The sequence below is a fragment of the Proteus sp. TSJ240517 genome (assembly GCF_047921575.1).
Taxonomy (GTDB): domain Bacteria; phylum Pseudomonadota; class Gammaproteobacteria; order Enterobacterales; family Enterobacteriaceae; genus Proteus.
Window position 1 is genome coordinate 260,409 of the sequence record NZ_JBLRMH010000003.1, and the last position, 25,484, is coordinate 285,892.

At 38.5% G+C, this 25,484-nt stretch carries 18 protein-coding genes; 11 read left to right on the plus strand and 7 right to left on the minus strand.

The annotated features are described in order from the left end of the window. Window positions 1-71 precede the first annotated feature (71 nt). Window positions 72-1,031 carry a thioredoxin-disulfide reductase gene (trxB, locus tag ACNARN_RS07485; protein WP_109373510.1) on the minus strand — a complete coding sequence of 320 codons (960 nt, stop codon included), beginning with the start codon at window positions 1,029-1,031 and terminating at the stop codon, window positions 72-74. A gap of 544 nt (window positions 1,032-1,575) precedes the next feature. On the opposite strand from trxB, the gene lrp reads away from it, so the two are divergent. The 9 genes from lrp (at window position 1,576) to allD (ending at window position 13,577) form a co-directional block, all read left to right on the plus strand. Continuing rightward, window positions 1,576-2,070, plus strand: a complete 495-nt coding sequence (gene lrp / locus ACNARN_RS07490; RefSeq protein WP_004244566.1) for a leucine-responsive transcriptional regulator Lrp — start codon at window positions 1,576-1,578, stop codon at window positions 2,068-2,070. A gap of 132 nt (window positions 2,071-2,202) precedes the next feature. Beyond that, on the plus strand, window positions 2,203-5,928 hold the full coding sequence (locus ACNARN_RS07495; protein ID WP_416304301.1) for a DNA translocase FtsK 4TM domain-containing protein: 3,726 nt from the start codon (window positions 2,203-2,205) through the stop codon (window positions 5,926-5,928). 113 nt (window positions 5,929-6,041) lie between these two features. Next, window positions 6,042-6,650, plus strand: coding sequence for an outer membrane lipoprotein chaperone LolA (gene lolA, locus ACNARN_RS07500; protein ID WP_368927111.1), 609 nt, complete (start codon window positions 6,042-6,044; stop codon window positions 6,648-6,650). A gap of 7 nt (window positions 6,651-6,657) precedes the next feature. Continuing rightward, the gene (locus ACNARN_RS07505) at window positions 6,658-8,007 is read left to right on the plus strand and encodes a replication-associated recombination protein A (RefSeq protein ID WP_198620527.1); all 1,350 of its coding nucleotides are present in this window, start codon (window positions 6,658-6,660) and stop codon (window positions 8,005-8,007) included. A gap of 118 nt (window positions 8,008-8,125) precedes the next feature. Continuing rightward, window positions 8,126-9,415 carry a serine--tRNA ligase gene (gene serS, locus ACNARN_RS07510; RefSeq protein ID WP_109373512.1) on the plus strand — a complete coding sequence of 430 codons (1,290 nt, stop codon included), beginning with the start codon at window positions 8,126-8,128 and terminating at the stop codon, window positions 9,413-9,415. 303 nt (window positions 9,416-9,718) lie between these two features. After that, on the plus strand, window positions 9,719-10,705 hold the full coding sequence (locus ACNARN_RS07515) for a methionine ABC transporter ATP-binding protein (protein ID WP_198632272.1): 987 nt from the start codon (window positions 9,719-9,721) through the stop codon (window positions 10,703-10,705). A 1-nt stretch (window position 10,706) separates the two neighbouring features. After that, window positions 10,707-11,393: a methionine ABC transporter permease gene (locus ACNARN_RS07520; RefSeq protein WP_198620496.1), complete on the plus strand. Its 687-nt coding sequence runs from the start codon at window positions 10,707-10,709 to the stop codon at window positions 11,391-11,393. Window positions 11,394-11,445: 52 nt separating this feature from the next. Then, window positions 11,446-12,270 carry a MetQ/NlpA family ABC transporter substrate-binding protein gene (locus tag ACNARN_RS07525; protein ID WP_311748490.1) on the plus strand — a complete coding sequence of 275 codons (825 nt, stop codon included), beginning with the start codon at window positions 11,446-11,448 and terminating at the stop codon, window positions 12,268-12,270. Between the two features lie 257 nt (window positions 12,271-12,527). Further along, the gene (gene allD / locus ACNARN_RS07530) at window positions 12,528-13,577 is read left to right on the plus strand and encodes an ureidoglycolate dehydrogenase (protein WP_416304302.1); all 1,050 of its coding nucleotides are present in this window, start codon (window positions 12,528-12,530) and stop codon (window positions 13,575-13,577) included. A gap of 86 nt (window positions 13,578-13,663) precedes the next feature. On the opposite strand, the gene ACNARN_RS07535 is transcribed toward allD, so the two are convergent. The 5 genes from ACNARN_RS07535 to ycaO form a co-directional block, all read right to left on the minus strand. Continuing rightward, entirely contained in the window at window positions 13,664-14,551 is an 888-nt protein-coding gene (locus ACNARN_RS07535) for a BPSS1780 family membrane protein (protein ID WP_349443161.1), read from the minus strand. Between the two features lie 299 nt (window positions 14,552-14,850). Next, window positions 14,851-15,591, minus strand: a complete 741-nt coding sequence (pflA, locus tag ACNARN_RS07540) for a pyruvate formate lyase 1-activating protein (protein ID WP_023581312.1) — start codon at window positions 15,589-15,591, stop codon at window positions 14,851-14,853. Window positions 15,592-15,699: 108 nt separating this feature from the next. After that, window positions 15,700-17,982, minus strand: a complete 2,283-nt coding sequence (gene pflB, locus ACNARN_RS07545; protein WP_198620500.1) for a formate C-acetyltransferase — start codon at window positions 17,980-17,982, stop codon at window positions 15,700-15,702. Between the two features lie 54 nt (window positions 17,983-18,036). After that, window positions 18,037-18,891, minus strand: coding sequence for a formate transporter FocA (gene focA, locus ACNARN_RS07550; RefSeq protein ID WP_100159566.1), 855 nt, complete (start codon window positions 18,889-18,891; stop codon window positions 18,037-18,039). Between the two features lie 672 nt (window positions 18,892-19,563). After that, entirely contained in the window at window positions 19,564-21,321 is a 1,758-nt protein-coding gene (gene ycaO / locus ACNARN_RS07555) for a 30S ribosomal protein S12 methylthiotransferase accessory factor YcaO (RefSeq protein WP_416304324.1), read from the minus strand. 230 nt (window positions 21,322-21,551) lie between these two features. Here ycaO and ansB point away from each other — a divergent pair, with 230 nt between their 5' ends. Then, on the plus strand, window positions 21,552-22,589 hold the full coding sequence (gene ansB, locus ACNARN_RS07560; protein WP_416304303.1) for an L-asparaginase 2: 1,038 nt from the start codon (window positions 21,552-21,554) through the stop codon (window positions 22,587-22,589). Window positions 22,590-22,658: 69 nt separating this feature from the next. Here the strand turns inward: ansB and ACNARN_RS07565 are convergent, their stop codons facing one another. Continuing rightward, window positions 22,659-24,092 carry an MFS transporter gene (locus tag ACNARN_RS07565; RefSeq protein WP_416304304.1) on the minus strand — a complete coding sequence of 478 codons (1,434 nt, stop codon included), beginning with the start codon at window positions 24,090-24,092 and terminating at the stop codon, window positions 22,659-22,661. 136 nt (window positions 24,093-24,228) lie between these two features. On the opposite strand from ACNARN_RS07565, the gene serC reads away from it, so the two are divergent. After that, the gene (gene serC, locus ACNARN_RS07570; RefSeq protein WP_416304305.1) at window positions 24,229-25,317 is read left to right on the plus strand and encodes a 3-phosphoserine/phosphohydroxythreonine transaminase; all 1,089 of its coding nucleotides are present in this window, start codon (window positions 24,229-24,231) and stop codon (window positions 25,315-25,317) included. Window positions 25,318-25,484: the final 167 nt, after the last annotated feature.

Below are 25,484 nucleotides of genomic sequence, written 5' to 3' on the forward strand. Positions count from 1 at the left end.
TGGCAACCAGGCTAGTATGTTACATGGTAAAAGGCGCTACTGAAATAGCGCCTTGAAAGGAAGTGATGATTTTAGTTGGATTTTAGTGCGTCTAAGTAACGTTCTGCATCTAAAGCAGCCATACAGCCTGTACCTGCGGAGGTAATTGCTTGACGATAAATGTGATCCATTACGTCACCTGCTGCAAAAACACCCTCGATAGAGGTTTGTGTTGCATTACCTTGAGTACCTGATTGTACTTTGATGTAACCATTGTCTAATTCTAATTGACCATCAAAAATAGCGGTATTAGGGCTATGTCCAATAGCAATAAAGACACCCATAACCTCTAATTCTTCGGTTTTATCGCTCTTAGTATCTTTTAAGCGAACTTTAGTTACACCCATATCATCGCCAAGAACTTCGTCTAAGGTGCGATCAGTATGCAAAATAATATTGCCACTGTTGACTTTGTCCATTAAACGGTTAATTAAGATTTTTTCAGAACGGAAAGAATCACGGCGGTGGATCAGATGAACTTCTGATGCGATATTCGCTAAATAAAGAGCTTCTTCCACAGCGGTATTTCCGCCACCGACAACAGCGACTTTCTGGTTACGATAGAAAAATCCGTCACACGTTGCACAAGCCGAAACGCCTCGGCCTTTAAAAGATTCTTCTGAAGGTAAACCGATATAACGTGCAGAAGCACCTGTTGCGATAATTAATGCATCACAAGTGTATTCTTGTTCATCACCAAATAGGCGGAATGGACGGTTTTTCAGATCGACTTTATTAATATGGTCAGAGATAATCTCTGTATTAAATTTTTCAGCGTGCTGAAACATGCGGTCCATTAATCCAGGACCTGTTAACCCTTCTGGGTCACCGGGCCAGTTTTCGACTTCTGTTGTCGTTGTCAGCTGACCGCCTTTTTCAACACCCGTAATCAGTACTGGTTCTAAGTTTGCTCTTGCAGCATAAACGGCGGCGGTATAACCCGCAGGGCCTGAACCTAAAATAATAAGTTTGCTATGTTTGATGGTGCTCATGTATACCTCATCTCTGATTAGGCGTGATGCGAATTGAGGGATTGTAGGAGAAATAAGACGTTAAAAAAAGCCAATGACGAGAAATAGACATAATATTTTAGCTATTTTAGCAATAGTTAATACTAATATAGTTTAATAATTATAGAGTTATATTGGGCTAACATCATCGAATTAACCTGAAACATTTTGCTTTACAATTGATGTTTATCTTGCGTATATAGAGAATAACATAGCGCCTTGTTCTGATTTTTACTCATTTGCTTTGACAATCCGCTGTACATTTGCGAAAACATGATTGTTAAAGATAATTATCCTCGGATGTTGTACGTATTATTTTTTAGACAGACAGGGCATAGGATAGTTACTTTGTGATATTTGCTAATGAGTATTTGGATAAAATAGAACTTTTATCTGGCATTAAAAGAAAATAGATTGGTAGTTTGCTCTGACCGTTTGATACCGAAGTTTCGACAGTGATGCTGAAGGTGTACAGGTATGGGTATAGGAAAATAAAGTAAGAGAAAAAGAGAAAGAGAGTATAGAGATGATTGATAATAAAAAACGTCCGGGTAAAGATCTTGATAGAATAGACCGGAATATTCTAAATGAGCTTCAAAAAGATGGTCGTATTTCAAACGTTGAGCTATCTAAACGTGTAGGTTTATCACCAACGCCTTGTTTAGAGCGTGTACGTCGTTTAGAACGCCAAGGATTTATTTCTGGTTATACTGCACTGTTAAACCCACATTACTTAGATGCATCATTACTAGTATTCGTGGAAATCACATTAAACCGTGGTGCACCAGATGTTTTTGAACAATTCAATATGGCTGTTCAAAAACTTGAAGAAATCCAAGAATGCCATTTAGTTTCTGGTGATTTTGACTATCTGTTGAAAACTCGTGTACCTGATATGTCCGCTTACCGTAAATTACTCGGTGAAACACTGTTACGTCTTCCAGGCGTTAATGACACACGTACATACGTGGTTATGGAAGAAGTTAAACAAAGTAACCGTCTTGTAATTAAAACTCGCTAAGCCAACTTAATAGGTTGGTGCAAAGCAGGAAAAAGTTAGGTACACTCCTGTCTATGCATACAGTTTCAACGCTGGGATATCTCAGCGTTGTTCCGTTTTAATTCACCCTAAGTTAAACCTGGAGAGCCCTCTTTGAGCCAGGAATATACAGAAGATAAAAATATTCGTTTAACAAAGATAAGCAACCGTCGCCGTATTTGGGAGGCTATTCTCATCCTCATCGGCATTGGCGCTGTCTTTTTAATGGTTTCATTACTTAGCTTTCATCCCTCTGATCCTAGCTGGTCACAAACCACTTGGAATGAGCCTATTCAAAATTTAGGCGGTAGTATTGGAGCATGGTTAGCTGATATTCTATTTTCTGCATTTGGTTTACTTGCCTATGCAATTCCTGTCGTCGTGGTTTTTGGGTGCTGGAATTCTCTACGCTACCAACAAAATCGTGAATACACTGACTTCTTTTCCCTTGCACTACGCACGATTGGTGCTTTGGCTCTGATCTTTACCTCTTGTGCATTGGCTGATCTTAATTTTGATGATATCTATAATTTCAGCTCTGGTGGTGTTATTGGAAGTTTGTTTAGCAAAGCCCTATTACCGTGGTTTAATGTTTTAGGTGCTACTCTTGCTCTGTTATCTGTTTGGGCTATTGGCTTTACACTGTTTACCGGCTGGTCTTGGTTAACAATCACAGAAAAGATTGGTGCCGTTATTTTGGGAAGTGTTGGTTTTATTACCAATAGAGGCCAAAATGAAGCTGATTACGAGGATGAAGAAGAGGAAGATGATACTCAAGACGTTGTTACAGAATTAGCTGATAATTTAAATCAAAAAGAAAATCAGCAATCTGAATTAGCAACAGAAGAGAGTGATGATATTTTATTTTCTGCGCCTTCAGCACTTGAGCTAGCTCGTCAGCAAGAGATAGACACATTACAAGTTAAAGCAGAACAAGAAGATGATTTGCCATCTTTCTCTGCAACAAATGACATAGCAGATGGACATGCGCAAACATTGACACAAGCTGATCCTCTTGTGCCAGCAACGGTTTCACAACCAACTCATACAGAGGAAGAGCCAGAACATTACCGTTTTGATATTCCAGAAGCATTTTTGAAAAAAGAAGCTCAATCAGAAGTCAATGCGCCTTCAAGTTCAGTTTACTCAATACCAGAAAAGAATATACCTTCTGTGATGCCGTTTGATAATGAACCTATGGCACAGCCATCGTCCGTATCAACAGATAGTGTAATGCCTGCCAGAGCTGAACCTACATTCTCGTTAGCACCTGATACAGACTCTTTAACGCAAGCAGCTACAGTGGTAGCAGGTGTGGCAGCAACGAGTGCTCTTGTTAGTCATGGCTCTCAAGTTAAACAAGGATTAGGCCCTGAATTACCACGCCCAAATCCAGTGCGATTGCCAACACGCCGTGAGCTTTATGGCATTCATATACCTTCACAACGCGAAGCTGAATTGCGTCGTCGTGAGGAAGCCGTTCAATCTGAATCTGAAGATGAGTTAGCTGATATTCAAGAACAAGCGAATTTCGAACAAGAGTTGCGTCAGCAATTCCTCGAACAGCAACGCGAACGTTATGGTGAGAACGATAGTGTTGATCCTGAAGCTATTATTGGAGCCCATCAGCCAAATATTACAACACCATTACCTTCATTTGATCATCAACAAGATGATTATCGTGATGAACCAACGGTTACCGCGAATACGTTCTCTTCCACAGAAGAGAATAACAGCGATATTGATGAAGATGAGCAATATCAGCAACAATTAGCAGCACAATTTAAGCAACAATTGCAGGATCGTTATGGTGATGATGTTTCGTTAGATGATAACGAAGATGAGGTTTTACCTCAAATATCAACATCAGCACCTTCATTGCAAGCAACAACGGGTTATCAACCTCATATTCAACATTCATTCGCTTCACAATCAGCGCAACCGACTCAAACTATTGAGAAAAAAGTTGAATACCCAGCCAGCAATGCATTTCTACAAATTTCGCCTCGTGATGAAGAAGAGGAAGAATACAGCCCTAAAATTGAGTTAGAAAGAGAGCTCACAGCATTAGAGGCGTTCTCGCCAATTGATGATCTATTGGATGAAGATCCGATAGAGCCAGTGTTTACACCGATTGTTTCAGAACCTGTTACGCCACAAGCTGTACCTCAATCACGTATTGAGCCTCAGCCTAATATGGCTCAGCATTTTGCACAGCAACAGCAACAGCAACAGCAACAGCAACAGCAACAGCAACAGCAACAGCAACAGCAACAGCAACAGCAACAGCAACAGCAAGAATCGTTAATTCACCCATTCTTGATGCGTAATGATAGACCATTGCTGAAGCCAACAACGCCAATGCCTTCTCTGGATCTACTAACAACGCCACCAGTAGAAGATGAACCTGTTGATATGTTTGAGCTTGAGCGTATTGGTAAACTTATTGAAGCTCGTCTTAATGATTACCGTGTTAAAGCCAAGGTGGTTGGCATTTCACCAGGGCCTGTTATCACTCGTTTTGAACTTGAACTTGCACCAGGTGTAAAAGCTGCGCGTATATCAAATTTATCACGCGACTTAGCTCGTTCATTGTCTGCTATTGCAGTACGTATTGTTGAAGTTATTCCGGGCAAACCTTATGTAGGGCTGGAATTACCTAACAAAAAACGTCAAACCGTCTATATGCGTGAGTTGTTAGATAGCGATGCATTTCGTGATAGCCGTTCTCCATTGACTGTTGTTTTAGGTAAAGATATCGGTGGTCAGCCAGTTGTTGCTAATCTGGCTAAAATGCCTCACTTACTTGTTGCTGGTACAACAGGTTCAGGTAAATCTGTCGGTGTGAATGCGATGATCATCAGCATTCTCTATAAAGCGAAACCAGAAGATGTTCGCTTTATTATGATTGACCCTAAAATGCTTGAGCTTTCGGTTTATGAAGGTATTCCACATCTTCTAACAGAAGTCGTTACCGATATGAAAGATGCCGCAAGTGCTCTGCGTTGGAGTGTGGCTGAAATGGAACGCCGTTATAAACTGATGTCGGCATTGGGTGTGCGTAATCTTGCAGGTTATAACGAAAGAATTAAAGAAGCAGAAGCGATGGGACGCCCAATTCCAGATCCATTCTGGAAACCAACAGACAGTATGGCAACAGAAATGCCAACGTTGGAAAAAGAGCCTTATATCGTAGTTGTTGTTGATGAATTTGCTGATTTAATGATGACAGCAGGTAAGAAAGTCGAAGAATTGATTGCACGTTTAGCACAAAAAGCGCGTGCTGCGGGTATTCACCTTGTGCTTGCGACGCAAAGACCTTCCGTTGATATCATTACTGGGTTAATTAAAGCCAATATTCCTAGCCGCATTGCGTTTACTGTATCGAGTAAAATCGACTCTCGAACTATCTTAGACCAAGGTGGTGCAGAATCATTACTAGGTATGGGGGATATGCTTTATGCACCTAATGGTTTTGTACCTGAGCGTGTTCACGGTGCTTTTGTGAGTGATGATGAAGTTCATGCAGTCGCAACCGACTGGAAAGCACGCGGTCGTCCTCAGTATATTGAAGCTATTACTAAATGCAGTGAAGAAGGTGAAGGTAATAGTGGTGGTGGATATGACGATGGCGAAGAGCTTGATCCGTTATTTGACCAAGCTGTAGAATTTGTGGTTGAAAAACAACGTGTTTCTATTTCTGGAGTGCAACGTCAATTTAGAATTGGCTATAATCGTGCAGCAAGAATTGTGGAACAAATGGAAATGCAAGGTATTGTCAGTGCGCCAAATCACAACAATACACGTGATGTCCTTTCGCCACCACCTTCAGATATGTAATATCTTGAAAACACAGTTATCAGCTAATGAGATAGCATGATAATCTGCACAACATCATCAATAATTTATGCGCCGACATTATGTCGGCGTTATCTCATGCCGAGGCTTGTAGAATGAAAAAAGTATTATTTACAGTGTGTGCGATGACATTATTTAGTAGCCAAGCCGCTTGGGCTGATGCACGTCAGGATTTGCAACAACGATTAAATAAAGTAAATAGTTTTCAAGCAAACTTTAGTCAAACCGTGACCAGCAATGAAGGCTCACTTATCCAAAAAGGGGAAGGCAGTTTAAAAGTACAACGCCCTGATTTGTTTAATTGGCACATGACAGCACCGGATGAGAGCACATTGATCTCTGATGGTAAAACATTGTGGTTTTACAATCCTTTTGTCGAGCAAGTTACAGCAACTTGGTTGGAAAGTGCTACAACCAATACGCCTTTTATGCTGATCGCCCGTAATGACAGTAAAGAGTGGCAAAACTATGACGTGAAACAGTCTGGTGATCGTTTTGAGTTAACACCTAAAGTAGAAAATAACTTAAAACATTTTACGATAACTGTATTACCTAACGGACAAATTCAGCAATTTGCAGCTACAGAACAAGACGGTCAAGTAAGCAATTATCAATTGACTGCACAGACTGCCGCGCCAATCGATGCATCCGCGTTTCGCTTTACTCCTCCTGCGGGTGTGACTGTGGATGACCAACGTCAGTGAGGATATTTTGAGTAATTTATCACTCGATTTTTCACGCAATGAGTTCCAACCTTTAGCCGCAAGAATGCGACCTGAAACGTTGGAACAATATATCGGACAAACTCATTTACTTGCCGAAGGTAAACCATTACCTCGAGCGATTAAAGCGGGTCAATTGCATTCCATGATCTTATGGGGACCTCCTGGTACGGGTAAAACTACCCTTGCTGAGATCATTGGTCGCTATGCACAAGCTGATATAGAACGATTATCTGCGGTGACATCGGGTATTAAAGAAATTAGAGAATCTATTGAAATTGCGCGCCAAAACCGCAATGCAGGGCGTAGAACGATCCTGTTCGTTGATGAAGTTCATCGTTTTAATAAGAGTCAACAAGATGCTTTTTTGCCTCATATTGAAGACGGCACAATCACTTTTATTGGCGCAACAACAGAAAATCCCTCTTTTGAATTAAATTCAGCATTGCTATCCAGAGCAAGAGTTTATTTATTACGTTCATTAACCGAAGCTGATATTGAGCAAGTGCTACAACAAGCGCTGGACGATCCTGAACGGGGTTTAGGCGGACGTAATATTATTCTGCCAGATGATACACGCAAAATGATTGCACAATTGGTTAATGGTGATGCGCGCCGTTCATTAAATTTGCTTGAAATGATGGCGGATATCGCTGAAGTTGATAATCAAGGAAAACGAGTATTAACACCAGCATTACTGACAGAAATCAGTGGTGAACGAAGTGCTCGTTTTGATAATAAAGGTGATCGCTTTTACGATCTTATTTCTGCATTACATAAATCAGTCAGGGGATCAGCGCCTGATGCTGCTCTTTATTGGTATGCAAGGATCATAACAGCCGGCGGTGATCCGCTTTATGTTGCTCGTCGCTTATTGGCGATTGCGTCAGAAGATGTGGGAAACGCCGATCCTCGTGCTATGCAAGTGGCAATAGCTGCATGGGATTGTTTCACGCGTGTTGGTCCCGCCGAAGGTGAGCGCGCTATTGCTCAAGCAATTGTATATCTGGCTTGTGCTCCCAAAAGTAATGCTGTTTACACTGCATTTAAAGCAGCCATTGCTGACGCTAAAAGTAAACCTGATTATGATGTACCTGAGCATTTGCGTAATGCACCAACAAAATTAATGAAAGAAATGGGGCTTGGTGCTGAATATCGGTACGCTCATGACGAGCCTAATGCTTATGCTGCTGGTGAGGTCTATTTTCCTAAAGAAATGGCTGATACACAGTACTATTACCCAGTGAAAAGAGGGTTAGAGATCAAGCTTGCAGAGAAATTAGACTGGCTTACTCAACAAGATCAAAATAGTACGACAAAACGCTATCGCAAAATGTAAAGATGCGGTAAGGTTATTCAATTATCATTAATTTCTTAACTATGCCTTGTCTCAGATATCTTTTTTATAAGATAGGAGAGAAGGTTTTTATTAATCTATCAATAAGCACAGGATAAGCATGCTCGATCCAAATCTACTGCGTAATGAGCTAGACGCGGTCGCCGAAAAACTGGCTCGCAGGGGATTCATCCTCAATGTGGAAAAAATTCGTCAACAAGAAGAACGCCGTAAGGTGTTACAGGTTGAAACTGAATCCCTGCAAGCAGAACGTAATTCCCGATCGAAGTCCATTGGTGCGGCAAAAGCGCGTGGTGAAGATATTGAGCCACTTCGTCAAGAAGTTAACCTGTTAGGTGAAAAACTTGAAGCTGCAAAAGCCGAACTTGAAGTGCTTCAAGCGGAAATTCGTGATTACGTTTTAACTATCCCAAATATGCCAGATGATGCTGTTCCAAATGGCAAAGATGACAGCGAAAACGTTGAAGTTTCTCGTTGGGGCACACCAAAAACTTATGATTTTGAATTAAAAGATCATGTGACTTTAGGTGAGCTAACAGATGGTTTAGATTTTGCTTCTGCGGTAAAAATTACCGGTTCACGTTTTGTTGTGATGAAAGGTCAAGTTGCACGTTTACATCGTGCTATTACACAATTTATGTTGGATCTGCACACAGAAGAGCACGGCTACCAAGAAATGTATGTTCCTTACTTGGTTAACCACGCAACTCTGTACGGTACAGGTCAGTTACCTAAATTTAGTGAAGACTTATTCCACACTAAACCGTTAGAAGAAGAAGCAGAAAGCCAATACGCACTTATTCCAACAGCGGAAGTGCCTGTGACAAATATGGTAAGAGACGTCATTCTTGAAGAAGACGACTTGCCATTGAAAATGACAGCTCACACACCATGCTTCCGTTCAGAAGCAGGCTCTTATGGTCGTGATACTCGTGGTTTAATTCGTATGCACCAATTTGATAAAGTTGAGCTAGTTCAAATCGCTCATCCTGAAAAATCAATGGAAGCATTAGAAGAGCTGACTGGTCATGCTGAAAAAGTACTGCAATTACTGAATCTACCTTACCGTAAAGTGGTACTTTGCACTGGCGATATGGGCTTTGGTTCACGTAAAACTTACGACTTAGAAGTTTGGGTTCCGGCTCAAAATACTTACCGTGAGATCTCTTCATGCTCAAATATGTGGGATTTCCAAGCTCGTCGTATGCAAGCACGCTTCCGTTCTAAAGGTGATAAGAAGATCCAGTTAGTTCACACTTTAAATGGTTCGGGCTTAGCAGTAGGTCGTACTTTAGTCGCAATTATGGAAAACTATCAAATGGCTGATGGCCGTATTGAAATTCCAGAAGTGTTACGCCCATACATGAAAGGTTTAGAATATATCGGTTAATTATTATCTAATTAATTGAGTATTAATAATTTAACCCCCTGCTTAGGCCGGGGGTTTTTTATTAACTGTAGTAAATATTTAACGCTATTTATTTGTTTTTTATAAGTCATTAAATCCACAATATTTTATTTCATCAGAGTTAAATCTCAATAAAGAGCGTATCAAAAATAATTTAATTCTAAGGTATGTCTTTTTTGTTTATCTCTTTTTCATTCCTTGCTTGACAATTTCTCATATTGACATTAACTTGGATTTCTAGATGTTTAGCCATCTAGATTTCTATTTGAGGGTGAGTTGATTAAAATGATAACACTAAAAAATGTCAGCAAAATTTATCAGCGAGGGAAAAAGCAAACTATTGCTGTTGATGATATTAATTTGAATATTGAGCAGGGAGATATCTTTGGCATCATTGGTTATAGCGGTGCTGGGAAAAGTAGCTTAATTCGTTTATTGAATCGCTTAGAACCTGTAACAAAAGGAGAAGTGATTGTTGGTAAATACAATATTACTACCAGTAGTGAACGTGAGATCCGTAAAATCCGCCACTCAATTGGTATGATCTTTCAACATTTCAATTTGCTATGGTCACGTACAGTTAGAGAGAATATTGAATTCCCACTTGAAATTTCAGGGTTAGATAAGAAGCAACGTTTTCAGCGTGCGAGTGAATTAATGAAGTTAGTTGGGCTTGCTGATAAAGCTGATGAATATCCATCAACATTAAGTGGTGGGCAAAAACAACGTGTTGGTATTGCTAGAGCGCTGGCAAATAATCCTGATGTTTTATTATGTGATGAAGCAACATCTGCATTAGATCCAAAAACAACACAAACAATTTTAGCACTACTCGCTGAAATTAATCAAAAAATGAATATTACGATTGTGTTGATCACGCATGAAATGCAAGTTGTAAAAGCGATATGCAATAAAGTAGCCGTTATTGAGCAAGGAAAAATAATTGAACAAGGCGAAGTAGTAAAAATATTTAACCAACCAAAACATAAAGTGACACAACAGTTTTTATCACAATCAGTACATGTAACAGATAACAGTGATGATATTGAGAATATAAAGCAGCAAAGCACAGTAATAAAACTGTTACTGCAAGAGGGTAAAAAATATGACTATTTACTTTATGATTTAATTTCTAAATTTAATGAACCAGTTAATTTAATAAAGGGCAGTTTTTCACAAGAAAACGGGTTTATTTATTTACAGCTAAATAATAAATCGGATGAAATCATCCAATATCTTGAGAATAATAAATTTGATATAGCGGTCGTGTGATATGGATGAAATACAAAGTTGGTTTAATAGCTATTTACCTCATTTAAAACTCAATGTACTTGGTGAAGAAACATTAAATACATTATATATGACACTGGTTTCTGGTGCATTATCCTGCTTATTAGGGATCTTAATTGGCGTGGCATTATTTTTAACAGCAAAAGAGGGTTATAAAGAGCAACTTTCTATTTATCGAATACTCTCATTTATTGTAAATATTTTTAGAGCCGTTCCTTTTATTATTTTAATTATTTTATTGTTCCCTTTTACTAAATTAATTGTGGGAACCATATTAGGTGTTAATGCAGCGCTACCTGCATTAGTGATTTCAGCAGCAGCCTTTTATGCCAGACTAGTTGAATTAGCATTACGTGAAGTAGACAAAGGTGTTATTGAGGCAAGTCTTTCAATGGGCGCTAATTTGCCTACGTTAATATTTAAAGTGTTATTACCAGAATCATCACCTGCACTTATTTCTGGCTTAACTGTCACATTGATTTCTTTAGTGGGTGGAACCGCAGTTGCAGGCGCAATTGGGGCGGGTGGACTAGGTAACTTAGCTTATTTAGAAGGATTCCAACGCAGTCATCTTGATGTGGTTTGGGCTGCGACTTTAGTGATTTTATTTATTGTATTATGCATTCAGTTATTAGGAGATAGTGTTGTAAGAAATATAGATAAACGCTAATTAAAGAATTAATTCAATTAAAAATCAAATTTAAAAAAATAAGGTTACAATAATGAAACTAACAGTATTTAAAAAACTGGGATCACTGCTACTTATTAGTCTAGCGCTCTCTGCTTGCAAACCATCAGATGAAAAATCAGAGAATAAATTAATTATCGGCGCATCAAGTACACCTCATGCAGAAATTTTAGAATTTGTTAAACCGCAATTAGCAAAAGAAGGGCTAGAGTTAGATATTCGAATTTTTAATGATTATATTATTCCCAATCAAGCATTAGCCGAAAAAGAATTAGATGCTAACTTTTTCCAACATGTACCTTATTTAAATAAAACACTAGCAGATCACCCTGATTGGAAATTAATTTCTGCGGGAGCTGTACATATGCATCCATATCGTTTTTTCTCGCAAAAATATAAAAGTCTGCAAGATTTACCTAACGGTGCAAAAATGATTAGTAGTAATAACTTGGCACAACATGGACATATATTAAAACTATTTCAAGATGAGGGCTTAATTAAATTACGTGATGGCATCGATCCTGATGACTCCACAATTGATGATATTGTAGAAAATCCTCGTAATATTAAATTCTTATTCACCTATGATGGCCCATTGCTGCCACAAATTTATAAAAACGGTGAAGCAGATGTCGCTTCTATTGATGGGCACTTTGCCATTAATGCTGGGCTAGATTTAAGCAAAGAAGTAATTTATACAGAGCCTGCGGCTAACAGTAAGTTTGCCAATGTGGTTGTTATAAGAGAAGAAGATAAAAACGATCCGCGTATTGCTAAATTAATGGCACAACTAAAAGCGCCTGAAACCAAAAAATTTATTTTGGATACCTTTAAAGGCGAAGCAGTTCCTGTTCCATAATTAGTTTATTTTTAAATTAATGTATCAAAGAGTGGTGTAAGAGATTATGCCACTTTTTTGTTTTTTATAAGAGGGATTATAAAAAGGTTTTTAATAAAGAAATGACTATTTAACAAAAATATAACGCAATCCGCCATTGGTTAAACCGATCACGGCAGATCCTATTTATGCTGTTAAATTAGACCTATCACTCGAATTTACCCCCGTTATTTTATGACGTTTCTATTTAATTAGAACCCTACAAAAGAGCATATTCTATGATAGTTTCTAAACAGCAGTTACATCAATTAATAAAAAATAAATTACATCATGCAGGATTGAGTGAGTCTCATGCTGATACGGTGGCTGATGTCTTAGTCCATGCTGATGCCAAAGGTATTCATTCTCATGGTGCTGTTCGTGTAGAGTATTATGCAGAGCGGATCAGTAAAGGTGGTACAAATACGGCGCCTAATTTTACTTATACTGAAACGGGACCATGTAGCGCTGTATTTGATGGAGATAATGGAGCTGGGCATGTTGCAGCGAAAGATGCAATGGAATGCGCAATTAAAATGGCACAGGAGAAGGGCGTTGCGGTTGTTGGTGTAAGACGAATTGGTCATAGTGGCGCGCTGTCTTATTTTGTTGAACAAGCATCACGAGCAGGCATGGTGGGTATTTCGCTGTGTCAATCTGATCCTATGGTTGTTCCTTTTGGTGGCTCTGAAGTCTATTACGGCACTAATCCTATCGCTTTTTCAGCGCCAGGAGTTGGCGATAAACGTATTACATTTGATATGGCGACAACTGTACAGGCATGGGGCAAGGTACTTGATGCGCGCTCGCGTCATGTCGATATTCCTGATACTTGGGCTGTCGATGAAAGTGGTAAACCTACGACAGATCCCTTCGCAGTAAAAGGTTTATTACCTATTGCGGGACCTAAAGGTTATGGTTTAATGATGATGGTTGATGTGTTGTCTGGTATTTTGCTGGGGCTTCCTTTCGGTAAACATGTTAGTTCGATGTATCACGATTTAACACAAGGGCGAGAGCTAGGGCAATTACATATTGTTATTAATTCTGCTTTCTTTACTGATGCCTCATTATTTAGAGAACATATCTCACAGGCTATGGGGGAGTTAAATGCAATTAAGCCAGCTCCTCATGTGGAGAAAGTGCTTTATCCTGGTGAGAATAGTCAAATAGAAGAACAAAGAAGTGAAAAAGAAGGTATTGAAATTGTTGATGAAATTTATGACTATTTAATATCTGATGCACTTTATAATAAATCTTACGATAATAAAAACCCGTTTGCGGGTTAATGATGTAAGCTATGTATTCTAGATAATAAAAAGCAGTAGGATTTACGCTCTACTGCTTTTTTATTTAAGTAAGCTAATGCTAAGAATTAACTGACTAATTTACCAATATTGGATTCAGCGGTTTTATTAAGAGAAATCGTTCCATTTCCACCATTTCCACCATTATTTCCTTGGTTGCCTACATTATGGTGATAAAAAACGTCACGATAAGAGCCATACATCGCAGTGTAAGAAAGAGGAATAGTAATTAATAACCCTAAACCAAATGGAATAATACTCACTACCAGAATAAATAGCAGTAAAATAAAGAAGAAGAATCCACCCGCTAAATTTATTTTTACTGCCGAAAGGCTCGCTTTAACAGCAGGGAGCGCTTTATAACCGTTTACTAATACCAACGCAGGGACAAACCAATATGCAGCAGTACTAATTGTACCAAAAATAGCAATAATAATGATAAATAGAGTAAAACCTGATGTGTTATCTGCCATCATTTCAGCAATAATTTCTTCAGAATAATCACTAGAAGCTGCATAGATAACGTCCATCATGGCTGCACCAGAGATAATAACTGCGAGAATAATCCCAAACAGCAAAATAAGGAAACTGATGCCGTAAGCGCCCATTATACTTAGATAGCGTTTGTTATAAAAACCAAAGAATAGATTATCAACGTCCATCCGTCGGGTTTCATATTGCTGATGGGCAATGGCAATAAGGCCTGTAGCTAATACAGTAGTAATAAAAGGTGATATGATTGGACCTATTAGCGGAATAAATCCAAGAATGGTCGATATAATAAGACTAACGATAAAGTAGATAATAATAACGCCTACCCACATCCAAAAACGTTCTTTTATTAAATCCCATCCCAGTCCTAACCAACGTACTCCGCCTGAGGCACCTCGTGCTTGAGGAATAGGCGTAAATACCTCTTGAGGCTCTGTTAGCGATGAATTATTGTCTTGTTCCATTTCCTGTACCTTAATCCCAATATCTTTAGTTTATAAATATAAGATTTCTATAATATCTTTTTGTTTTGTTATTAATCAACTGTATTCAACTTAATATAGGTTAAGGATAATCTTAGAATGTATATTTTTACTTGTGAGGACAGACATTCTTTAATTAATACAAAATGATTTAAATAATTTAAGTTAACTTCATCTCATTAAAAAATAACTTTATTTGTTTTGAATATTTTTAATTATATAAAAACAAAAAAGCAGCGCTTTAATGCGCTGCTTCTTAAATTAATCTTAAGTAGAAAAGCCTAGTAGATCACTTTATGGCCATAAGATTCAAGAATTGATTTTACATTTTCCATCGTCTCTTTTGACGGTGGATGAATGCCATCTAGCTTGTATTCTTCTCCTAAAGCTACCCATTTATGTTTGCCGAGTTCGTGGTAAGGAAGAAGTTCTACTTTTTCGATATTTTTCATATCTTTAATAAATTCGCCTAAACGATGAGCAGAATCATCATCATCAGACCAACCCGGTACAACTACATAACGAACCCATGTTTTTTGGCCTCGTTTTGCTAAATAACGTGCGAATTCAAGTGTACGCTGGTTTGATACACCAACGAGCTTTTGGTGGATCTCATCATTGACTTGTTTTAGGTCGAGCATCACTAAGTCAGTGGCATCCATTAATTCATCAATAACGGGATCATAACGACGAACAAAGCCATTAGTATCTAGGCAGGTATGGATATTTTCTTTCTGACAAGCACGAAACCAATCACGTACAAACTCTGCTTGCAAAATTGCTTCGCCACCTGAAGCAGTAACACCGCCGCCAGAAGCATTCATAAAATGACGATAGGTAACCGCCTCTTTCATTAGTTCATCAACTGTGACGATTTGCCCACCATGAGTATCCCATGTGTCACGGTTGTGACAATAGAGGCATCTCATTAGGCATCCTTGAAAGAAAACAATGAAACGTATTCCGGGACCGTCAACAGTACCGCAGGATTCAAATGAGTGGATACGACCAAGTACGGACATAACAGGGTTACTCCAAAACTGTCTAATAAAAAGGCCCCAAAGTAGGGGCCTTTATTCTAAGCGATTTTATCTACTTTCTCAGTAAATAAATGCATATAGTTATCTTTATTACATTGTTTGTGTAAATGTACGGGTGATAACGTCTTGCTGTTGCTCTTTAGTCAGTGAGTTAAAGCGAACGGCATAACCAGAAACACGGATAGTTAACTGAGGATATTTCTCAGGATCTTCCATTGCTTCTAACAGCATTTCACGGTTCATCACGTTGACGTTCAGGTGTTGACCACCTTCGATGCCCGCTTCGTGGTGGAAGTAACCATCCATCAGACCCGCAAGGTTTGCTTTACGAACATCATCATCTTTACCTAATGCATTAGGTACGATTGAGAAGGTGTAAGAAATACCATCTTTCGCATAAGCAAATGGCAGTTTCGCAACAGAAGTCAGAGAAGCTACCGCACCTTTTTGGTCACGACCGTGCATTGGGTTAGCACCTGGTCCGAATGGTGCACCTGCACGACGACCATCTGGGGTATTACCTGTTTTCTTACCGTAAACAACGTTTGAAGTGATAGTCAGGATTGACTGTGTAGGTACCGCATTACGGTATGTACGCAGTTTCTGAATTTTCTTCATGAAACGTTCAACTAAGTCACAAGCGATGTCATCTACACGAGAATCGTTGTTACCAAATTGTGGGTATTCGCCATCAATTTTAAAGTCAACTGCTAAGCCGTTTTCATCACGGATTGGAGAAACTTTTGCATATTTGATTGCAGACAGTGAGTCAGCAGCAACAGACAGACCTGCGATACCACATGCCATTGTACGATATACGTCACGATCATGAAGTGCCATCAGAGCTGCTTCATAGCTGTATTTATCGTGCATGTAGTGGATAACGTTCAGCGCAGTTACGTACTGAGTTGCTAACCAATCCATAAAGTGATCCATTTGGTTCATCACAGTATCGAAGTCTAATACTTCGTCCATGATTGGAGCATGTTTTGGACCTACTTGGATTTTCAGTTTTTCGTCAACACCACCATTGATGGTATACAGTAAGGTTTTCGCTAAGTTCGCACGAGCACCGAAGAACTGCATTTGTTTACCAACAACCATTGGGCTAACACAACATGCGATTGCATAGTCATCGCTGTCGAAGTCAGGACGCATTAAGTCATCATTTTCGTACTGGATTGAAGAAGTATCGATTGAGACTTTAGCTGCATATTTTTTGAAGTTGATAGGCAGTTGTTCTGACCACAGGATGGTCATGTTTGGTTCTGGTGATGGACCCATTGTGTACAGGGTATTTAAGAAACGGAAAGTATTCTTAGTTACCAGAGTACGGCCATCTAAACCCATACCTGCTAAAGATTCTGTTGCCCAGATTGGGTCACCAGAGAACAGTTCATCATATTCAGGAGTACGTAAGAAACGAACCATACGTAATTTCATGACTAAGTGGTCAATTAATTCCTGAGCTTGTTCTTCTGTCAGTAAGCCAGCTTCAATATCACGTTGGATGTAGATATCTAAGAAAGTAGATACACGACCAAATGACATTGCAGCACCGTTTTGAGATTTAACAGCGGCTAAGTAACCGAAGTAAGTCCATTGTACTGCTTCTTTTGCGTTTTGCGCTGGGCGAGAAATATCGTAACCGTATTTCGCAGCCATTTCTTGGATTTGACCTAAAGCAGCGTGCTGCTCTGCGATTTCTTCACGCAGTTGGATAGTCATTTCCAGATCTTCGCCTTTTTCCATTCTTTCTTGTAAAGAGGTGAATTGGGCAAATTTATCTTTACGCAGGAACTCAATACCATACAGTGCAACACGACGGTAGTCACCGATGATACGGCCACGACCATATGCATCTGGTAAACCTGTTAAGATACCAGATTTACGGCATTTCATGATGTCTGGAGTATAAACATCGAAAACGCCTTGGTTGTGAGTTTTACGGTAATCAGTAAAGATTTTTTTCAGTTCTGGGTCCAGCTCACGGTTGTAAGCGTGGCAAGAACTTTCAACCATACGGATACCACCGAATGGGATGATCGCACGTTTCAGAGGTGCATCAGTCTGTAAACCTACGATTTGTTCTAAATCTTTAGAGATATAACCTGCATCGTGAGATGTGATAGTTGAAGCAACAGAAGTATCAAAATCAACCGGCGCATGCGTGCGGTTTTCGATTTTGATGCCTTCCATAACTTGTTCCCAAAGTGTATCAGTTGCTTTAGTGGAACCTGCTAGGAAAGATTCGTCGCCTTCATATGGAGTATAGTTTTTTTGGATAAAGTCACGAACGTTAACATTGTTCTGCCATTCACCTTCAGAAAAACCTTTCCATGCTTCAGCAAATTTTTCATTTAAATCAGACATGATACTTCTACCTTTTTACAATGGAACTTAAGAAATCAGTCATACCTGCGTGGATTAATGTTTATCGCCACGCAGATGCATTAACCAGTATACTAAACCGACTAGGACTGCTCCGCCAATAATGTTACCGATAGTGACAGGTAATAAATTGTCAGCGAGGAAATTCGAAACTGTTAAATCCGAAAATTGTTCGGGTGATGCACCTACTTTAGTCCAGAATTCTGCGGGTGCAAAATTCTTAATAACAATACCTAAAGGGATAAGGAACATGTTAGCGATACTGTGCTCAAAACCACTAGCAACGAACATACCGATAGGTAAAATTAATGCAAAGAGTTTATCAATTAGTGTGCGACCTGCATAGCTCATCCAAACTGCAAGACAAACCATTAAGTTAGCTAAAATACCTAAACAAACTGCTTCAATAAAAGTGTGTTCAACTTTATGTTGTGCTGTTTGTAAGACATTAAGCCCCCAAAGCCCATTCGCTGCCATATGCTGACCTGCGAACCACATTAAGGCGACAAAAAAGAGTGCGCCAACAAAGTTACCAAGATAGACATTTATCCAGTTTGCAAACATTTTGCCCCAAGATATACGTCCAGTTGCTTTAGGAATAATAGTAAGAACAGTAGAGGTGAATAAGTCAGCGCCACAAACGACGACGAGCATTAACCCCAGAGAGAAGCAGATCCCACCGACTAATTTAGCCAGCCCAAATGGAACAGATGCGGTACCTGTAGTAGCAGTAATATAAAAAACAAAAGCAATTGATATAAACATACCCGCGGTAAATGCAGATAAGTAAGTCGTTGGAATATGTTTATTTGCTTTATAACAACATGCATCATCGGCAACTTTTGCCATATCTGCAGGTGATAATAAATTAAAAGGGCTGTCAGCTTTCATACTAACACTCTCTTATATGTTGGAATAATTATAGCACGCAATAATAGTAGCAAAGGGGCTTACTTCTAAAATTGATATGGATCATGGTCGCTCATTAGAATCCCGTTTTTAGTGCGTAAAAACCCGCTATTTTGGCTATAACTATTTGATTAATAAAATGAAAAAATTTTTTAAAAATTATCAAAAAATTTTAGACTAGCTGGATAAATAAAGTAGAAAGTAAATATAAAGTATTATTTAAACCCCGCATGTTAAGAATTAAAAATTAAATTTAACGCCTTATTTACTTTTGTCATAAATATAAACATTACTTTATTTGTGGTTAATCTTTAATGATTACTCCAGACATATACCCATTATAAAAATAAGGTTTTTTAATTTTTGAGATCTGGTTAAACAAATAGCAATTTAAACTATATTTAAGTAATATTCTTGGTGTAAAAGTTCAATATGTATTTATAGTGTCATATTAAATGCCTTAAATCGTCACTTTTGCCATATTTTGACAATTTTGTCAGATGGCAAATTTGTCAACATGACAAATCTGTCAATATTTTATTTTTAGAAAAATAAAACACTCTACTTTTCAATAGAGTGTTTCAATTTAAATACGCGCTTATTATTCAGTTAAAGTTAATTATTATTTAATAAATAACCTTAAACAAAATAGCCTTATTTAGTCGATTGACGTTTTGCTTTCTGTAATTTCTCATAGGCAGCAAGTAATGACTGATGAACAGGTAAATTAGCTAAATCAGGATCAATAGTTTGTAATCCGTAAAATGCTTGTTTGCCTTGTATTGCATTTAAGGCTGCTTGTAATGTTTTTTCGCCATACATACGAGAAAATGCGTACATATATTGTTCTGGTTCACGTTCAGTCTCTTGTTGTAATAATAAGAGATTGTGTAAACAGCGATAATAGTTTTGACGCTCTGGCGTAAATAAAGAAGCATTAAAGTCTTGAGTCCATTCAACCCAAACGAGCGCTTGATCAAGATCGCCACCCGCAAGCGCTAACATTGATTTTAATTCACCTACACGCAAATGGCTCCAACCATTATCTTTGCCCGGAGCAATACCAATCATCTCTCTGATACGTGTAAAGTCATCTAAACCATCTTCATCAAATTGACCAATAAGAGAAAGATACTCTTCTTTAGTGCCTTCGCTCGTTGGTAGAGAAAGAATGGTGTCACGCCAATGTACACCCATAATGTTATTGGCTAATTGTAAATCCTCAGCAGGATAAATATCAGATAAGCCCGGTACTAAAATACGACAAGCGTAAACACCTAGGTGTGAGTAGTCCATGATATAGACTTCTGCATCGCACTGCTGGCAAAGTGACATTAATGTATGGAACTCTTCTTCTGTCGTACCACTGAAGTTCCAGTCAACAAATGCGTAATCGGCATCTTTCTTAAATAGATCCCAACTAATTAAACCACTTGAATCAATAAAGTGTGTTTCAAGGTTAGTATGATCACCAACTTCTTCATCATCAAAGCTTGGCGGATTAAAGACATCGAGATCTTTAAGGCTACGGCCTTGCAATAATTCAGTGACAGTACGCTCTAAAGCCACACCAAAATCAGGGTGAGCACCAAAAGAGGCAAAACAGGTACCATTTTGTGGGTTGAATAATACGACACAAATAACAGGGAATTGACCGCCTAAAGAGGCATCAAAACTAAAGATTGGGAAACCTTCTTGCTCTAATGTTTCAATTGCTTCAATAACAGCAGGGTAGCGAGCTAAAACTTCTTTAGGAATTTCAGGTAAGCTAATTCTCTCAGTGATAATGCGATTTTTTACATAACGTTCAAAAACTTCAGAAAGCCCTTGAACTCGTGCTTCATTCTTTGTATTTCCCGCTGACATGCCATTAGAAGCATATAAATTAGCAATAATGTTTACAGGAATATAAACAGGTTTTTCATCAGATTGACGTATAAATGGCAGAGCACAGATTCCGCGATCATGATTACTTGATTGTAAATCAACTAACTCACTACCACATAACTCACCTTCTGGATCATAAAATTCGCGTAAACGCGCATCTAATAAGCCAGTGGGAACAGAATCATCTTCTGTTAGTGGGAACCATTTTTCACTTGGATAATGAACAAATTCACCTTCTGCAATATCAGCACCTAACCAGAAATCAGAGAAGAAATAATTGGTTGAAAGACGTTCAAAGTATTCGCCTAGAGCAGAGGCTAATGCCGCCTTTTTGCTGGCGCCTTTACCGTTAGTAAAACATAAAGGGCAATCTTTATCGCGAATATGAACAGACCAAACGTTTGGTACAGGGTTTAGCCATGAAGCTTCTTCAATGTTAAATCCTAAGTCGGTTAATTTTTGCTGAAAGCTAGCGATAGAATCTTCCAGTGCGGCATCTTTGCCAGGAATAAATGTTTGTGACATGGCAGGTTTCATCAATATTTTGCTGGTGATAGTTAGGGGGCACATGATACTGAAATCCCCTGTAATGCACTAACGATTTCTTATGACGAAAAATAACTAACTATATAGAAGCCTCATTATTTATTTGATATATGAGTTTTTTTAATAAATTCGTTTGATTTATCACGGAATTGATAATTAAAAATCATCATAATTAGATTTATTTATTAATTCATAAGGGATCGAAAAAAATGATGAAGAAAACATTGCTTGCCAGTTTGTTAGCTGTAATCAGTGGTTCTGTTTTCGCTTTGCCTAATGTCACTATTCTTGCAACAGGTGGAACGATTGCAGGCGGCGGTGATTCAGCAACACAGTCTAGCTATACGGCAGGTAAATTAGGCATTGATGTGTTGATCAATGCAGTGCCTGAAGCGAAGCAAGTGGCTAATTTAAAAGGTGAGCAAGTCGTTAATATCGGTTCTCAAGATATGAATGACCAAGTTTGGTTAAAACTCGCTAAAAAAATTAATGAAGATTGCGATAAAACCGACGGGTTCGTGATAACACATGGTACTGATACCATGGAGGAAACAGCTTATTTTCTTGATTTAACAACTGCTTGTAAAAAACCTGTTGTAATGGTAGGTGCAATGCGTCCTGCTACGGCATTAGGCGCTGAAGGCCCTTTAAACTTATTTAATGCGGTTGTGATTGCCAGTGATAAAGCCTCTGAAAATCGTGGTGTGTTAGTCACTATGAATAACGCGGTGATTAGTGGTAAAGACGTTGTTAAAATGAATACTACTGAAGTACAAGCATTCCAGCCTGTTAACGCAGGTGCTCAAGGTTATGTGCATAACGGTAAGGTTCATTATTATACTGTGGCATTACCTCGTGCAGATAAAGCCGCATTTGATGTGAGCAAACTAACCGAATTGCCAAAAGTTGGTATTGTTTATAACTACTCCAATGCGTCTGATTTACCAGCAAAAGCCTTTATTGATAATGGCTACAAAGGTATTGTTAGTGCAGGTGTGGGTAACGGTAACTTATATACTGATATTTTTAATACCTTAGCTGATGGCGCGAAAAAAGGTGTTGCAGTGGTTCGTGCAAGCCGTGTGCCAGTAGGATTTACCACCCAAAATGGTGAAGTGGATGATGCAAAATATGGCTTTATTGCGTCAGAGCGCTTAAATCCACAAAAAGCGAGAGTGTTATTACAGTTATCACTGACTGAAACTCAAGATCCTGCAAAAATTCAAGAAAACTTTGAAAAGTATTAAGTTAAACAAGTCTAAATAATAACAAGGCCTCATTCGTGAGGCTTTGTTATATTAAAAATCACATCATATTCATTGATTCTTTTTAGCGCTAGATACCACAACTTTCGCTGTAAAAAACGCCACAAACGGCGTAAAAGCAAACACAATAAACAGCCAATGTGCAGCATTTTGCGCGCCAAGAATACCTCCTGGATCTGTTAACCCTGCCATATTAACCACAGTCCCTGAAATAGATGCACCGACAGCTGTTGAAAACAATTGAATAGTGGTAATGGATGTTGCCGCTTTTTGAGCTTCTTGTCCCTGAGAAACGTGTAAAACACGGGTTAAATAATGAGGCCATGCCATACCAATTCCGGCACCTGTAAAAAAGAGAGCGATACAAATAATGATAATCTGCCCATAAGGTACGGTTAAAACATTAGAGATAAATAAACCGAGGATCACAATGGCTGAAAAATTAATCATTGGGCCAAAACGCATTAACCGCTGTGCAGTAGATTGTTTACTTGATGAAGACATAATGGCAGAGAAAGACCAACCCGCACCAACCAATGCCGCTAAATAACCTGAAAGTAGTGGGGTAACATTATGGATAATTTGCAAGAAATAGGGCACAAAGACTTCTGTTTGTACACTAATCCCTAATAAAGCCATTGTGAAATATATGGGTGCTAACGGTGCAGAAAAAGAAAATGTCCCTCTAGGAAATAAGCCATCATTTGATTTTTTATCAATATTGACTAACAGGAGAATAAAGATCAAAGCAAATATAAAGGATAAGGCGTTATATAAAATAACGTTATAAAGACTACCAATAGAAATAGATAATACAGCAAGCATTAATAAAATAAGCTGCTGATAAGGTAATGGGGTTTTCGCGACGATATTATCAGCATTATTTTCGGTAGGAAGAATAGTAAATAATAAAATAGCGTAAGGAATACCTACAAATAAAATAGACCAAAATGCACCGCGCCAAACATCATATTCAGCAAATATTCCACCTAGCGCAGGGCCTAACAGTGTTGATATTCCCCACATGCTAGACATTAATGCCATGGCTCTAGACCAAAGTGGTTGAGGAAACATGACCCGAACTAAAGAGTAAGCAAGAGCCAGCAACATTCCTCCGCCAGCTCCTTGAATAAATCGCCCTAAAAGTAATATCTGCATTGAGGGTGCTGTCGCACAAATAACAGAACCTGCTAAAAAGCAAATTGTGGCAAAAAGATAACTATTGCGAGGTGCAAGTACGCTCAGTAATCGTGAAGTTAATGCAGAAGAGAGAATTGAAGCCAGAATAAAAACAGTGGTGTTCCATGCATATAAATTAAGCCCACCAATATCACGTACAATTGAAGGTAGCGTTGTGATCGTAATATAGACATTAATTGCATGTAATGCGACACCTCCTGCCAAAGCGAGCGATTTTAGACTATTTTTTCCATGAAGAAGCATTCCCCAGCTCGCTTCTTCTTTTTTATTTACACTCCCCGACATAAAACACTCCTAACCATTATTTTTATGCTCTGCATATTATGCGTTAGTTCACAATAATCATTGCGCCAATTTAACGGGAATGATACAACCGATAAAGGTCATTTTGTAAAAACATATTCAGATAGGGTGAATTTGAATGAGTCAGGTATATAACTTTAGTGCAGGTCCGGCTATGTTACCGGCAGAAGTCCTTCGTCGTGCAGAATTAGAATTATGCAACTGGCATGAACTTGGGCGTTCGGTTATGGAAATTAGCCACCGCAGTAAAGAGTTTCTTGAGGTTGCTCATCAGGCAGAACAAGATCTTCGCGATCTTCTCAATGTGCCAGAAAACTATAAAATTCTTTTTTGCCACGGTGGTGCTCGTGGCCATTTTTCTGCTTTACCTCTCAATTTATTAGGCGATAAAGCAAGCGCTGATTATATTGATGGTGGTTATTGGGCTAAAAGTGCAGCCGAAGAAGCTGAAAAATATTGTTCGCCGAATATCATTAAAATTAAAACAGAAATTGATGGCAAAATTGGCGTTAAGCCAATGAAAGAGTGGCAATTAAGTGCTGATGCTGCTTATGTGCATTATTGCCCAAATGAAACCATTGATGGTATTGCCATTCATGAAGAGCCAGATTTTGATGACAGCAAAATTGTTATTGCTGACTATTCATCTTCTATTTTATCTCAACCGATAGATGTTAGCCGTTTTGGTGTTATCTACGCGGGTGCACAAAAGAATATTGGTCCTGCGGGTTTAACGATTGTCATTATTCGTGAAGATCTATTAGGTAAAGCGCGTAAAGAAACGCCTTCCGTGTTTGATTACACTGTGCTTGCTGAAAATGATTCCATGTTTAATACACCACCTACCTTTGCTTGGTATTTATCAGGTATGGTCTTTAAATGGCTGAAAGAGCAAGGTGGTTTGCAAGAGATGGCAAAACGTAACTATGAAAAAGCAGCGCTTCTTTATAGTGCAATTGATAATAGTGATTTCTATATCAATCGTGTTGCCACAGAGAATCGTTCACTAATGAATGTACCTTTCCAAATGTCTTCTCCTGAGTTGGATTCTGTATTCCTAAAAGAGGCAGAAGCGCAAGGTTTAGTCGCATTAAAAGGTCACCGTGTATCAGGTGGTATGCGTGCTTCAATTTATAACGCAATGCCATTGGAAGGTGTTCAAGCATTAGTTGACTTTATGGCTGATTTTGAACGTCGCCATGCGTAAGAAATAAAATTTAGAATAAGAAAATCTGCTTAACATACAGGTTTTCTTATTCATTCAATATTCAAGATGTTAATAATTAAAATTGAATTACTTAGTGCAGAATTAATAAATAAAAATATAAGTATCTAAATAATTTTATATTTAATTAAATAACATCCCTCTTAATT